Source organism: Nocardia sp. AB354 (assembly GCF_049538315.1).
GTDB classification, from domain to species: domain Bacteria; phylum Actinomycetota; class Actinomycetes; order Mycobacteriales; family Mycobacteriaceae; genus Nocardia; species Nocardia nova.
The window spans coordinates 133398-147731 of the sequence record NZ_JBMVFU010000011.1 but is presented as its reverse complement, the minus strand read 5'-3'; the positions used below and the strand labels follow the sequence as shown (position 1 = coordinate 147731).

Annotated in this window: 11 protein-coding genes; 4 read left to right on the top strand and 7 right to left on the bottom strand. The window is 68.7% G+C overall.

The features are described from left to right. Positions 1 to 18: 18 nt before the first annotated feature. Positions 19 to 1242, top strand: a complete 1224-nt coding sequence (locus ACPCUW_RS18130) for a M50 family metallopeptidase (protein ID WP_064908327.1) — start codon at positions 19 to 21, stop codon at positions 1240 to 1242. Here ACPCUW_RS18130 and ACPCUW_RS18125 read toward each other — a convergent pair. The 6 genes from ACPCUW_RS18125 to nfi form a co-directional block, all read right to left on the bottom strand. Next, positions 1226 to 2614 (bottom strand): diacylglycerol/lipid kinase family protein, encoded by a 1389-nt coding sequence (locus ACPCUW_RS18125; protein WP_423426052.1) that lies wholly within the window; start codon positions 2612 to 2614, stop codon positions 1226 to 1228. The genes ACPCUW_RS18130 and ACPCUW_RS18125 overlap by 17 nt on opposite strands. Before the next feature lie 21 nt (positions 2615 to 2635). After that, positions 2636 to 4342, bottom strand: a complete 1707-nt coding sequence (locus ACPCUW_RS18120; RefSeq protein WP_423426050.1) for a SulP family inorganic anion transporter — start codon at positions 4340 to 4342, stop codon at positions 2636 to 2638. Positions 4343 to 4351: 9 nt separating this feature from the next. Then, complete coding sequence (locus ACPCUW_RS18115) at positions 4352 to 7147, bottom strand: cation-translocating P-type ATPase (protein WP_423426048.1); 2796 nt, start codon at positions 7145 to 7147, stop codon at positions 4352 to 4354. 31 nt (positions 7148 to 7178) lie between these two features. Further along, positions 7179 to 8102 (bottom strand): polyphosphate kinase 2, encoded by a 924-nt coding sequence (gene ppk2 / locus ACPCUW_RS18110; RefSeq protein ID WP_423426046.1) that lies wholly within the window; start codon positions 8100 to 8102, stop codon positions 7179 to 7181. Between the two features lie 12 nt (positions 8103 to 8114). Next, a complete protein-coding gene (locus ACPCUW_RS18105) occupies positions 8115 to 8375 on the bottom strand; it encodes a three-helix bundle dimerization domain-containing protein (protein ID WP_423426045.1) in 261 nt (86 codons plus the stop codon). 514 nt (positions 8376 to 8889) lie between these two features. Further along, the gene (gene nfi, locus ACPCUW_RS18100; RefSeq protein ID WP_423426044.1) at positions 8890 to 9663 is read right to left on the bottom strand and encodes a deoxyribonuclease V; all 774 of its coding nucleotides are present in this window, start codon (positions 9661 to 9663) and stop codon (positions 8890 to 8892) included. Positions 9664 to 9927: 264 nt separating this feature from the next. Here nfi and ispG point away from each other — a divergent pair, with 264 nt between their 5' ends. The 3 genes from ispG to ACPCUW_RS18085 all read left to right on the top strand — a co-directional run bounded on the left by ispG (position 9928) and on the right by ACPCUW_RS18085 (position 13917). Continuing rightward, entirely contained in the window at positions 9928 to 11061 is a 1134-nt protein-coding gene (gene ispG / locus ACPCUW_RS18095) for a flavodoxin-dependent (E)-4-hydroxy-3-methylbut-2-enyl-diphosphate synthase (protein ID WP_423426136.1), read from the top strand. 108 nt (positions 11062 to 11169) lie between these two features. Beyond that, positions 11170 to 12030: a GNAT family N-acetyltransferase gene (locus tag ACPCUW_RS18090; protein ID WP_082857053.1), complete on the top strand. Its 861-nt coding sequence runs from the start codon at positions 11170 to 11172 to the stop codon at positions 12028 to 12030. 81 nt (positions 12031 to 12111) lie between these two features. Beyond that, a complete protein-coding gene (locus ACPCUW_RS18085; protein ID WP_423426042.1) occupies positions 12112 to 13917 on the top strand; it encodes a penicillin-binding transpeptidase domain-containing protein in 1806 nt (601 codons plus the stop codon). Positions 13918 to 14034: 117 nt separating this feature from the next. Here the strand turns inward: ACPCUW_RS18085 and ACPCUW_RS18080 are convergent, their stop codons facing one another. Beyond that, positions 14035 to 14190, bottom strand: coding sequence for a hypothetical protein (locus tag ACPCUW_RS18080; RefSeq protein ID WP_156055460.1), 156 nt, complete (start codon positions 14188 to 14190; stop codon positions 14035 to 14037). Positions 14191 to 14334 lie beyond the last annotated feature (144 nt).

Genomic DNA, 14334 nt, shown 5'->3' with positions numbered 1-14334 from the left:
AGGAGGGTTCCATACCGCATGGGCTTCGCGATCGGATTCGTGCTGTTCGCCCTCGGCATCACGGTATCGGTGGCGCTACACGAATGTGGCCACATGTGGGCGGCGCAGGCCACCGGCATGCAGGTGCGCCGCTACTTCGTCGGCTTCGGGCCGAAGGTGTTCTCGTTCCGCCGCGGTGAGACCGAATACGGCCTCAAGGCGCTGCCGCTGGGCGGTTTCTGCGATATCGCGGGGATGACCGCGCTGGACGAGGTTCCACCCGAGGACCTGCATCGCGCGATGTACCGGCAGGCCACCTGGAAGCGGCTGGTGGTGATGTTCGGCGGCATCGCGATGAACTTCATCCTGGGCTTCCTGCTGATCATGCTGCTCGCGGTGGCCTGGGGGCTGCCGCGGCTGGATTCGCCGCCGGCCACCCAGATCTACCCGGCCGGCTGCGTGCCCGCGCAGAACCCCGACGGGTCGATGCAGAAGTGCACCGGCCCCGGCCCGGCCGAACGCGCCGGGCTGAAGCGCGGCGATCTGGTGACCGCGATCGACGGCAAGCCCGTCAAGACCTGGAACGACTTCCGCTCGATCACCGAGAAGGCCAACGGCCCGGTCGTCTACACGGTGAAACGTGACGATCAGACCCTGCAGATTCCGGTGACCCCGGAGCGGGTGGCGACCTATCCGCTGAAGTCCACCGACAGTTCCGAGCGCGTCACCACGCCGGTGTACGTGAGCAAAGTCGGTGTGGCACAGGACTTCTACGGTCCCGTGAAGCACAACCTGATCTCCGCGGTTCCGGCCTCGGTGGCATTCACCGGTGACATGTTCGGCCGCACGTTCGCCTCGCTGGCGCAGATGCCGAGCAAGGTGGTCAGCCTCTGGCATGCGGTCACCGGCGGCCAGCGCGATGCCGACACTCCGGTCAGCGTCTACGGCGCCAGCAAGATCGGCGGCGAAACCGCCGAACATGGGCTGTGGGGTGCGTTCGTGCTGGTGCTGGCCAGCCTGAACTTCTTCCTCGGCGCGTTCAACCTGCTGCCCCTGCTCCCGCTGGACGGCGGCCACATCGCGGTGGTGATCTTCGAGAAGCTGCGCAACATGTGGCGCAACCGCAAGGGCCTGCCCAACGGCGCTCCGGTCGACTACCTGAAACTGCTGCCCGCCACCTACGTGGTGGTGGTGATCGGCGGGGCGTACATGATCCTCACCCTGGTCGCCGACATCGTGAACCCGATCAAGCTGTTCCCGTAGCGGATTCGGCGCTCGCGCGACCGAGCGCCAGATCGCGCAGGCGCAGCCAGTCCAGAGCGGCTGCGGCAGGGCGGGTTCCGGGGCGGTTGCGCGGTACGCGCACGCGCAGCGCGCCGGGTTCCACGACGCATCGCACCGGTGTGTCGAGGAGCAGCGATTCCCCGTCGACGCCGACGGGGATCGGTGAGCTCTCGGCCTCGACGACGACTTCGGATGCGGTCTGCTGGGTCAGTCCGTGGCTGTGTGTGCGACGGATCAGACCCAATGCCGCGCGGGTATCGGAGACCGAGACCGTGACCGCCCCGAGCACGCCGCGGTCGAGGCGGTCGCGGCGGCTCAGCCCGGCGAGATCGCTGGTGCCGTAGGGGTTGTTGCTCACCAGCACCGCCTGCGGGCCGGTGACCGTGGTGGCGCCGATACGCGCCACCAGCGGGGTCCCGCTGTGGCCGGCGAGCAGATCGGGCAGCAGGCGCAGGACGGTCGCGGTCTTGTCGTCGCGATAGGCGGGGCTGCGCACGATCTCGGCGTAGACGCCGAACGAGGCGTTGTTGACGAACGGCCGGCCGTTGATCCGGCCGAGGTCGACGCGCATCTCCACGCCGTCGCGCAAGGCGTCGAGCCCGGTCGCCGGATCGGTGCGGTCGAGCCCGAGGTCCAGCGCGAAATGATTGCGCGTGCCCGCGCTGAGCACGAGGAACGGCAGGTCGTGCGCGGCGGCGACCCCGGCCACGAGCGCTTGGGTCCCGTCGCCGCCCGCGACGCCCAGCAGGTCCGCACCTCGTTCGACGGCCTCCTGAGCCAGGGCGGCGACATCGACGCGGCCCTCCATCAGCACAACCTCTGCGCCCAGCTCTTCGGCTCGGCGCCGCAGATCGAACTTCGCGACTTTCCCTCCCCCGGAGCGGGGATTCATGATCAGGAACGGTCGTCGCGGTGGCGGCGCGGAGTATTCGATCGCCGTCGTGTGGGCCTCACCCGGCCGCAGCGCGGCGCGGGCACAGAACATGGACGCGAAGGCCAGCGCGCCCGCCACCAGCACGACCCACAGCAGGCCCGTGCGCACGAACATGACGAGAACCACGATCGGCGCCGCCACCGCCACGATCGCCGACACCCACCGAATCGCCCCACGGTCGCTCACGAACCAGTACAGCGCGGCCACCGTCACCACCACCCCGCCCGCACCGACGATCAGCAGCGCGAGGGTACCCAGCACGTCGGCGAATACGACCGGCACCACGACGGCCGCACCGGCGAAGACGAATGCTGTTCGCGCCCAGCGTGATCGGGCGCGCGGCGAGCGGCCGCCGTCGTTCGCTGCGTCTCCGGATCGGCGGTGCGAGGGTGGCTCTTCGGCGTAGATGTGGTTCATGGCAGGCCTCGTCCCGGGGGCTCAGGTATCGGTCGTGTGATCGGATCGGTGCTGGAAGGCATCGACCGCTGCGTCGACGGTGGGGTAGAAATGCGTCGCGTCGAACCGGTCGCCGACGCCGAAGCGGATGATCGTGTCCTTGATCGGCCCTTTCATCTCCGCGAAGGCCAGCCGGATCCCGCGGCCCTCGAGGTACCGGTCGAGATCGACGAGTTCGTCGACGGCCGTGGTGTCGAGGCCGGTGATCGGTTCGGCGGCGACGACCACCCATTCGACCGGGTACGGAGCCCGCGCGACGAGCGAGCGCACGTAGTCGTCGAAGATCTGGCCGTTGGCGAAGAACAGGGGCGCGTCGAAACGCACCAGCACCAGGCCGGGGAAGCGGTGTCCCTCGGGGTGGCGTTCGATGTCGTGGAAACCCGGCCGGTCCGCGGTGGCGACGAGTTCGGTGCGGTACGGCTGCCAGGCCCGCGCGACCACCGCGACGAACGACAGCCCGATCGCGACCAGAATGCCCTGCAGGACGCCCACCAGCGCGACGCCCAGGAACGCGGCCACGGCGAGGCCGAATTCCACCGTGCTCATCCGCCACATCCGGACCAGGCCGCGCACATCGATCAACGCGGTGGCCGCGACGATCACCACCGCCGCGAGCGTCGCGTCGGGAAGGTAGGCCGTGAGTCCGGGGGCGATGAGGACGAACAGCAACACCGCGGCCGCTCCGACCACACCCGCCAATTGCGTATGCGCACCGTTCTGTTCGGCGACGGGGGTGCGAGAGCCGCTGGCGGACACGGGAAATCCGCCGAACAGCCCGCCGGCCACATTGGCGACCCCGATCGCTTTCATTTCCGTACTGCCGTCGACGTCCTCGCCGTGGCGCGAGGCGAACGTGCGCGACAGGACGCCGCTGTCGGCGAAGGCGATCAGCGCGATACCCGCCGCGGGCCCGATCAGGCGAGCGACCTCGTGCCGGCCGACCCCGCCGACCGAGGGCAGCGGCAGGCCCTCGGGCAACGCGCCGACCATCCCGATCTCGTCGGTGAGCCCGGCGGCCGCGGAGATCACGATGCCGGCGACGACCGCGACGAGCACACCCGGCACGATCGGCAGCCACATCCGGAAGATCACGATGACGGCGAGTGATCCGATGCCGACGGCCGCTGCGACCGGTTCGATGCCGGAGTGGAAGACCGCCCGGACGATGGCCGCGATCTCGGCGAGCAGACCGGTCTCCTCGACCGAGAATCCCAGCAGTTTGGGCACCTGCCCGACGACGACGATCAGCGCGATGGCATTCAGATATCCCAGCCGGATGGGTTTGGACAGCAGTTCGGTGACGAATCCGAGGCGCAGGAAACCGCCGACGAGCAGGATGAGGCCGACGAGTACGGCCAGTACGACCGCCAGCGCGAGGGCGCTGCGGGGATCACCGGCGGCCGCCAGCGGCAGCACCGCCGCCGCGATCAGCGGGGCCAGCGACGAGTCGGGGCCGAGTACGAGGATTCGCGACGGGCCGACCACGGCGTAGGCGAGCAGCGGAACGATGGTCGCGTACAGGCCGGCGTAGGCGGGCAGCCCGGCGGCTTCGGCGTAGCCCATGCCCGCGGGAATCAGGAGCGCGGTCAGGACGAGGCCCGCGGTCACATCCGCGCGCAGCCAGTCACGGTGATATCCACGCGCGGTCGCGATTCCGGGCAGCCGGCCGATACTGTCTCGCCAGCCCACGGCCGCGCCTCAGTGCGCCCGGGCGCGCAGCGGCGTCACCGCGGCCGCAGTGTCGAGCGGAATTTGCGGTGCGCTGTGGCGGATGCGCCTGCGCCGCAGCGCCTTCTCCGCCTCGATCGCGATCGGGATCAGCACCGACCAGCCGAGACAGGCCAGCCACTGGCCACCCGTCAGCGATGTCGTCATCAGCAGATCCTGCAGGAAACCCGATTCCACGGCAAGCACGGTGACGACGACCGGGATCGACAAGATCTTCAGCGCACCGAGAACCGGTGCGGTGAAACCGGATTCGGGATCGCGACGCATCGCGAGCCCGGCGAGGACCGAACCCAGTGACAGCACCACGAAGGTCGTCGTCATCGGCACCGAGGCGGTGTCCGTACTCATCTCGCCGGGAGCCAGCAGCATGGCGGCAAGGGCGACCGCGAACTGCAGCACACCGTAGGCCAGCCACTGCGCGAACGCGGTCCGGTTGGCGATCGGCATCGCCGGATCGCGCGGCGGCTTGTTCATCAGATTCGCCGGCGGCGGGTCGGTCATGATGACGGCGACCGGGAACAGCGTGATGAAGAAGTGCTGGAACAGCACCATCAGCGGGGTCAGCGCGACGCCGTGGTTGATGTCGAAGATGCTGGCCACCAAGAACAGCAGCACCAGGGAGAACAGCTTCGACATCTGATACCGGATGTAGGACACGATCTTGTCGTAGATGGCCCGGCCGAGGCGGATCGCGGTGATCAGCGTCCCGAAGTTGTCGTCGGTGAGCACCATTTTGCCGGCCTGTTTGGTGACCTCGCTGCCCGAACCCATCGCGACGCCGATATCGGCCTTCTTCAACGCGGCGGCATCGTTGACCGCGTCACCGGTCATCGCCACCACCGCGCCGCCGCGCTGCATCACGCCGGCCAGCCGCAGCTTGTCCTCGGGGGTCACGCGGCCGAACACGTGCAGATTCGGCAGCGCCTCGGCCAGTTGCTCGTCGGTCATGGCTTGTAGTTCCGCGCCGCCGACCACCCCCGGCCCCAGCCCGAGTTCGGCTCCGATCGCGGCGGCGGTGATCGCGTGGTCGCCGGTGATCATGCGCACGTCGATCCCTGCCTCGTGGGCGATGCGCACCGAATCGACCGCCTCGGGCCGCAGCGGGTCGATGATACCCACCATGCCGACGAAGGTGAGATTCTCGACCAGCGACATGGGATCGGCCCGCGCGGCGTCCACCCGGCCGTCGAGGATCCGGACGGCAAAGGCGAGAACGCGCAGGCCCTGCTCCGACATGGTGTGCATCGCGGCGGTGATCTCGGCGCGCGCCTCGTCGATGGGCACCTCCGTGCGGCCGGGGCGGTAGGCGCTCGCGCAGCGGGCCAGGACCATATCCGGTGCGCCCTTGACCAATTCGACGAATCGAGTCCGATCGTCGACGCGCAGATGGTGGAAGGTGGCCATGAATTTGTAGGCCGAGTCGAAGGGCACCGCGGCGATGCGCGGGTAGGCGCGGCGGGTGAGCGGAGCGTCGATGCCGAGCTTGGCCGCCAGTACCACCAGCGCCGCTTCGGTCGGATCGCCGACCACCTCTCCGGTGTCGGACACGGTGGCGTCGCTGTCCAGGCACAGACCATAGGCGAGCAGGCTGAAATCCGGGACGCCTTCGCCCGCGGCCTCGGTGACCGTTCCGTATGTGCTGTAGCCCTCTCCGGTCACGCCGTACCAGCGGCAGTGGAAGAACAGCGATCGCACCGTCATCTGGTTCATGGTCAGGGTGCCGGTCTTGTCCGAGTTGATCGCGCTGGTCGCGCCCAGCGTCTCGACATCGGTGAGGTTCTTGACCACGGCCTTGGCGTCGGCGAGGCGGCGTGCGCCGTAGGCCAGCATCGCCTGGACGAAGGTCGGCAGCCCGGTGGGAATCGCGGAGACGCCCATCGAAATGCCCAGCAGCAGTATCGCTGTCACATCCTGGCCGCGCAGCGCACCGATCACCACGATGATCGCCACCGCCGTCCACGCGATCACCCCGAGCAGCTTCGTCAGCGAATCCAGTTCACGCTGCAGCGGTGATCTCGACGGGGGGACCGCCGACAGCATGGACGCGATCCGGCCCATCTCGGTGTTCATCCCGGTTTCGGTGACCACCATGGTGGCGGTCCCCCGGGTGACCGAGGTGTTCTGATAGACCATGTCGCCGCGGTCGCCGAGCGGTAGGTCCGCGGCGGCGAGAGTGCCGGGATCCTTGGCCACGGGGGCGCTTTCACCGGTGAGCGCCGCCTCCTGGGTCTCCAGCGTCGCGGAGGTGACGAGCCGGCCGTCGGCGGGGACGATATCGCCCGCTTCGAGCTGGACGATATCGCCGGGCACCAGCTCGAGCGCGTCGAGCTGGGTCAGCACTCCGTCGCGCACCACCCGCGCCTGCGGGGACTGCATCTTCGCCAGCGCGTCCACGCTCGCGCGCGCCACGAGTTCCTGTCGCGTGCCGAGTACGACGTTGAGCACGACCAGCACCCCGACCACGACGGCCGTCGGAATCTCGCCGATGACGACGCTGACCACCACCACGGCGACCAGCATCAGGTTCATCGGATCGCGGAGCTGTCGCAGCGCGACGGCCCACGGCGCCGGTGCGGGCTCGGCGGCTATTTCGTTGGGGCCGTAGCGTTTACGCCGCTGCTCGGCCGCGGCGGTGGTGAGTCCGGCGTGCCGGTCCGAGGACAGCGAGGCCACCACCGCGTCGGCGTCGCGGGCGTGCCAATCGGCAGGTTCGGGTGCCGGTGCACCGGCGGACGGATTCCGGGGCACCGCTTGTGTGTCCGCCATAACGCTCGTCCTCTCCCTCGGCTCGCAACTCTCAGTACGGCGTCGGAATCCAGTGCAGCGGCTGCGGTGGGACGCGATAGCCGTTCGCGCTCTGCCGATCCGGTAGCACGACCTGCGGCCGATCGAGCGGCTCGTAGTCGATCCGGCCGAGGAGGTGACTGATGATGTTGAGCCGGCCGCGCTTCTTGTCGTCGGTGGCCGCGATATACCAGGGCGCCCAGCCGGTGTCGGTGAAGTGGAACATCTCGTCCCGTGCCCGCGAATAGTCGTACCAGCGGCTGTAGGAGCGCAGATCCAGATCCGACAGTTTCCAGGTCTTGCGGGGGTCGTCGATGCGGCTCTGCAGCCGCCGCGTCTGCTCGTCCTGACCGACCTCCAGCCAGTACTTCAGCATGATGACGCCCGAGTCGACGATCTCGCGTTCCACCGTCGGAATCAGCTCGAGGAAGTGCCGGGCCTGCTCGTCGGTGCAGAAACCCATCACCCGTTCGACGCCGGCCCGGTTGTACCAGCTGCGGTCGAAGATGACGACCTCGCCGGCGGCCGGCAGATGCGGCAGATAGCGCTGGATGTACATCTGCGACTTCTCCCGCTCGGTGGGGGCGGGCAGGGCGACGACCCGGAACACCCGCGGGCTCACGCGCGCGGTGATGGCCTTGATGACTCCGCCCTTACCGGCCGTGTCGCGGCCCTCGAAGACGAGGCAGATCCGCGCGCCGGAGGCTTTCACCCACTCCTGCAGTGCGACCAGTTCGGCCTGCAGCGGCCGCAGTAGCCGCCGGTACTCCTTGTTCGACATCGGCGTGTTCGATATCGGCTCGTTCGACCTCGCCGCCGCGGATTCCTGCGCGCCGGACAGCTCCGCCGAGCTTCGCGGCGGACGGTGGGAACGCTCGGTGAGCGTGTTCCCCGGGGTGTCGGCCCGGCGCTTGCCGTGGCGGGACTTCTTCCCCACGTACTCGTCCCCTCAGATGACCGTCACTGCGCGCGTGCCGCGCGGACGGGTGCGAGACGCGGGTGCCGGTGTTCCTGCGGCCCGGATGCTGATCGCTTGCCGGGCTGCCTTCTCGACGAGGAGAGGGACGAAGTCGTGTACTCGCGCGTCGGAGAAGCGCTTGTGGATGTCGCGCACGATGAGTTCTATGTCCCCGGGTGGGACGGACGGGTGACACGCGATCATTCGCTCGATGACTTGTTCGACCTGAATCAATTCCTCATCGCCGGTCATCGGTCTATCGTCTGCCCGGCGGCGATGGTCGTCAAGGCACGAATCGGGCGCGAAATGCGACCGCGCCTTGCTCTTTCGTGATTCGTCATATCCACCTCCGGTGGCCGTTCCCCTGTCGTGCCGTCTGATCTGCGGTGTTCGTCTTGAAATGCAGTGTTCGTGGCGATCGGACGCGGCCGACGCGGTTCGGAGTAAAGGGTTCCCGTCCGGTGGCGATCGGCGAATCGTGATCGGATTTCGGCTACTTCGATCGGGTACGACGAAACGGAAAACAATCGACCGCATCAGGCGCGATCGCAATTCGAGAACGAATATCTGAAACGAGGTGACATTCGACTCTGGCGCCGCCCGGACACTGATGTCCGTCGCTCCGGGTGGCGGTGGCGTTCGGCGAATCTCGCGGGTCCGCGCAACGTGAATCGTTAATTAGCGATGAAGTTGCCAATGGCCGTATTCGTAGGCTGGCTCGATGCTGCCACCCAGCGCTCCTCGCCCGCTGTGCCGGGGCGCTTCCCTAGCCGCGAGCGACGGTGTCGCGCAACAGTGTTCGGCACAGATGGTCGGCGCGGCGGGTGGTTTCCGGCTGGCGGTACTTCGGTGCGAGCGCGAGAACCTGGGCGCATGCGGTGTCGAGGGAGATGCGATGGCCCACCGACACGTACACCGGTTTGATCCCGGGTTGGGTGCGCAGCGCCCGGCCGACCACCTCGCCGTCCACGGTGATGTCGGATACCGAACCCCGCGCGGCATCGGGCTCGTCGCATCGACCCCACACCGTCTTGGCGACGCCGATCGACGGCAGGCCGGTCAGCACCCCCAGATGGCACGCCAGCCCGAAGCGCCGCGGGTGGGCGATGCCCTGGCCGTCGCAGACCAGCAGGTCGGGCGTAGTCTCGAGGCGTTCCAGCGCGGCCAGGGTGGTCGGCAGTTCCCGGAACGCGAGCAGGCCGGGCACGTACGGAAACCGCGTCCTGCCGCGGGCGACGGCGGTGTCGACGGTCGCCATCGTGTCGAGATCGAGGACCACGACGGCGGCGACGACCGCGCCGGACTCGTCGTAGGCCGAATCCAGGCCCGCGACGGTGCGAAAGCTCGGCGGCCGCGGGTCGTGGGTGAGCACCGAATCGCGCAATCGTTCCTGCAGTGCCGCAGCCGCTTCCGGGTCGGCGGGCAGTTCGGGAGTCATCGCCAGGCGCACGGTCAGCGCCGCCCGACACGTGGTCGCGGGATGTACATCCGGTGAATCCTCCTGAACGCGACGGTGCTTGCCGGTCTTCGGCTCGTCCACGGTAACCACCTCGGCATCCGGGCGGAAAAACGCGGATGACCGGGCATACCGGGTGTGCCGGGCAGCTCGGCCCGGCGACGGTACTGTCCTGGTCACAGTCGTTCGGCGGTGGTGGCGCACCATGAGTGCGTGGTTCACCGGCCGGGGTGTCGGTGCTCTCACAGGTCGCTCTCATACCGCCCGCACTAGACTCGGCAACGAACGGGTGCACCAGACGCAGACGAAAGTAGGCAGCCGAACGTGAGCACAGCCATCACCCTGGGGATGCCGGCCGCACCGGCGGCGGTCCTCGCACCGCGGCGTAAGACGCGCCAGCTGATGGTGGGCACGGTGGGAGTGGGCAGTGATCACCCCATCTCCGTCCAGTCGATGACCACGACCAAGACCCACGACGTGAACGCCACGCTGCAGCAGATCGCGGAACTGACCGCCTCGGGCTGTGACATCGTGCGCGTGGCCTGCCCGCGGCAGGAGGACGCCGACGCGCTGCCGATGATCGCGAAGAAGTCGCAGATCCCGGTGATCGCGGACATCCACTTCCAGCCCCGCTACATCTTCGCCGCGATCGATGCCGGCTGTGCCGCCGTGCGCGTCAATCCGGGCAACATCAAGGAGTTCGACGGCCGGGTCAAGGAGGTCGCCAAGGCCGCCGGTGCCGCCGGGATCCCGATCCGGATCGGCGTGAACGCGGGCTCGCTGGACAAGCGCATGCTCGAGAAATACGGCAAGGCCACCCCAGAGGCGCTGGTGGAGTCGGCGCTGTGGGAGGCGAGCCTGTTCGAGGAGCACGGCTTCGGCGATATCAAGATCTCGGTCAAGCACAACGATCCGGTGGTCATGGTCGAGGCCTACCGGCAGCTGGCCGCACAGTGCGACTACCCGCTGCACCTGGGCGTCACCGAGGCCGGGCCGGCCTTCCAGGGCACGATCAAATCGGCGGTGGCCTTCGGCGCCCTGCTCAGCGAGGGCATCGGCGACACCATCCGGGTCTCGCTGTCCGCGCCGCCCGCCGAGGAGGTCAAGGTCGGCGGGCAGATCCTGCAGTCGCTGAATCTGCGTCCGCGCAAACTCGAGATCGTGTCCTGCCCGTCCTGCGGACGTGCGCAGGTCGACGTCTACTCCCTCGCCAACGCGGTCACCGCGGGTCTGGAGGGTCTCGAGGTGCCGCTGCGGGTGGCGGTCATGGGCTGTGTGGTCAACGGTCCCGGTGAGGCTCGTGAGGCCGATCTGGGTGTCGCCTCCGGTAACGGCAAGGGCCAGATCTTCGTGAAGGGCGAGGTCATCAAGACCGTGCCGGAACACCAGATCGTGGAGACGCTGATCGAAGAGGCCATGCGCATCGCCGACGAGATGGGTACCGGCGCCGAGAACGGCGAGCCCGTCGTGACCGTCGGCTGACCGCCGGACGCGGACAGGGGAGCGGGCGTGTTGCGCGCCGGGCGCATTCTGCCCTTGGAGCCGAGCAAAGCCCCCGCACGCAGGCGTCGTTCATGGCAGGCTGGGAGCGTGCGGAGTGTGCTGGAACCGTCGCGCCGGTCACGGATTTCCGGTGCTCGTCAGCTCGCGGATCGCGATCTGGCGCAGGTGCTGGAAGTGCTGGACACCGATCCGGTGGCCGGGTGCATGGTTGCCGCGCGTCTGCAGGAATACGGCCTGGACAACCGCGGCGGCGGGGAATTGTGGACGCGGCGTACCCCGGCGGATTCGCTGTGTTTCTCCGGCGCCAATCTGGTGCCGTTGCGCGGAACGACCGACGATATGCGGGCCTTCGCCGACCGCGCGGCCCGGTGGCCGCGGGTGTGCTCCTCGGTGGTGGGCCGCCAGGAATTGGCGCTGCCGCTGTGGGAGACGCTGGAACAGCGGTGGGGTCCGCCGCGTGAGATCCGCGCCGATCAGCCGCTGCTGGCCCTCGACGGCCGCGCCCGCGCCATTCCCGATCCGAAGGTGCGTCGCGTGCGCAGCGACGAGCTGGAACGGTATCTGGTCGCCGCGGTCGCGATGTTCACCGAGGAGATCGGCGTCGATCCGCGGGCCGGCGACGGCGGGCGCGGATACCGGCGCCGGGTGGCGAGCCTCATCGAGGCGGGCCGCGCGTGGGCGCGCTTCGAGGACGGCCAGGTCGTCTACAAGGCCGAGGTCGGGGCGATGTCGCGGCGGACCGGTCAGATCCAGGGCGTGTGGGTCCATCCGCAGTGGCGGGGTCGCGGTCTCGGCACCGCCGGGACGGCCGCGGTCGCCGACGCGGTGGTCGCGGCCGGGCGCACCGCGAGCCTGTACGTGAACTCCTACAACGAGGTCGCCCGCCGCGCGTACGCCAAGGTCGGCTTCCATCAGGTCGCGACATTCGCGACGATCCTCGTGGACTGAGCGCGCGGGATTCCCCGCTTACTGTGCAAAACCAGTGTGTCGCAACGTTTACCAGCGACCGGCTGGCTACCATCGGTGGCAATGTGGAAGTCGAGATGTGCGCCGCGCGCACTGGTGCTGGGTGCGGCCGCCGCCGTCGTGGTGACGGCGAGCGCGTGTTCCTCCGGACCGCAGGGTCCGGTCGCCGCCGCCGACTCCTTCCTGTCCGCCTTCGCCCGGCAGGACGCGGCGCACGCCGCCGATCTGACCACGCAGCCCGAGAAGGCCTCGGCGGCATTGGCTTCGGCGTGGCAGAACCTGCAGGCGCAGCACCTGACCGCGCACACCGGATCCGCGCGCGTCACCGGCGACACCGCCACCGTCGACTACACCTACGAGTGGACACTGCCGAGGGACCGCGCCTGGAGCTACTCCGGCCAGTTGCAGATGGGGCGCAGCGACGGGCAGTGGAAGGTGCGCTGGAGCGCCTCGGACATCCATCCGAAACTGGGTGACACCCAAAGCCTGCACCTGCGCACCACTGCGGCTCCGCGGGCCCGGGTCAACGAACGATCCGGCAGCGACGTCCTGGTTCCGGGGGTCGTGCACCGGATTTCGTTCGCGGTGTCCGACGCCCCGGATCCGGGCTATGTGGCCGGAGCGCTGTCGGCCGCGCTCAAACAGTTCGACGACACCCTGACCACCGACGCGATCCTGGCCGCCGCCCGGAAACAACACGGTCCCACTCTCGTCCTGGGCCTCAGCGATTGGGAATTCGACCAGGTCAGCGGACAGTTGCTGGGCCTGCCCGGAGTGACCACCGACCGGCAGTGGGATCTGCTTCCCACCGACCGGCATTTCGCGCCCGATCTGATGACGCAGATCCGCAAGACCGTCATCGACGAGGTCGACGGCAAGGCGGGCTGGAGTGTGGTCACCGTCAATGCCGACGGCGTCGATACCGATGTGCTGAAAGAGGTTGCGCCGCAACCGGCCCCGTCGTTCTCGCTGAGTATCGACCGCACCGTGCAGAACGCCGCGCAGCGGGCCGTCGACCCGCGCCGCGAGCAGACCATGATGGTGGTGATCCAGCCCTCCACCGGAGCGATCCTCGCGGTGGCGCAGAACGAGGCCGCCGACACCGACGGGCCGGTCGCGACGACCGGACTGTATCCGCCCGGCTCCACCTTCAAGACCGTCACCGCCGCGGCCGCGATGACCGCGGACATCGCGAATCCGGATACCGTCGTGCCGTGTCCGAGCCGAATCGTGGTGGGGGAGCGGACAATTCCCAACTACGACCTGTTCTCCCTCGGCGATGTGCCGATGTCGACGGCGTACGAGCGGTCCTGCAATACGGCCTTCGCGAAATTGGCCAGCGAACTGCCCGGTGCGGCCCTGACCGACGCGGCGGCGCGGATGGGGGTGGGCCCGGACTACACCGTGGCCGGGTTGCCGACCGTGTCGGGTTCGGTGCCGCGCGCCGACGACGAGGTGGTTCGCACCGAGGACGGGATCGGCCAGGGCAGGGTGGTGGTCAGCCCGTTCGGCATGGCGCTGGTGGCGGCGACGGTCGCGCACGGGTCGGCGCCGACGCCGTATCTGATCTCCGGGCACGAGACGGCCGTCCACGGCGACCGGCCGAGCCTGTCGCCGCAGGTGGTGGAGGGCCTGCAGGCGATGATGCGCAAGGTGGTCACCGGCGGTACCGCCGAGCGGATCGCCGACCAGGGCGAGGTGTTCGGCAAGACCGGTGAGGCGGAGGTCGACGGCGGATCGCATTCGTGGTTCATCGGCTATCGCGGCGATCTCGCGTGGGCGACGCTGCTGGTCCGCGGCGGGAGTTCGGACAATGCGGTCGCGGTCACCAGGGATATGCTGGCTGCTCTGCCACCGGGGAGTGCCTGAGCCGGGGCGTGTGCGCGCCGTGCGGACGAAGATTTTCGGGAGCCCCCTGAATACACGTGACCGGACGCTCGGTGGCGTCCGGTCACGGGGGTGAAAGCGGTGACGTTCGTGAGCCGTTTATTGTCCCTGCACCTCCGTTCCACCGACGGTGGCCGAGGTCGCGTGCTCGGTCGGGGGTGACGCCCCGGCCGAACCGTCTCCCAGAATCTCCACGGCCCCGGTCCCGGCGAGGATCATCCCCGCGGTGATCAGCGTGAGCGTCGAACGCTTCATGGTCTTCTCCCTTATCGGTGAGTGAGAGCCACTGGCATCGAACCATCGGTTCGCCGACTATTAGCCGACCCGGAAAACCGTAAACCGGAGAGCCGCGCGCCGACAACCCCCTGCGCCGGAACCCGCAGCGGAAGAGACCACGAA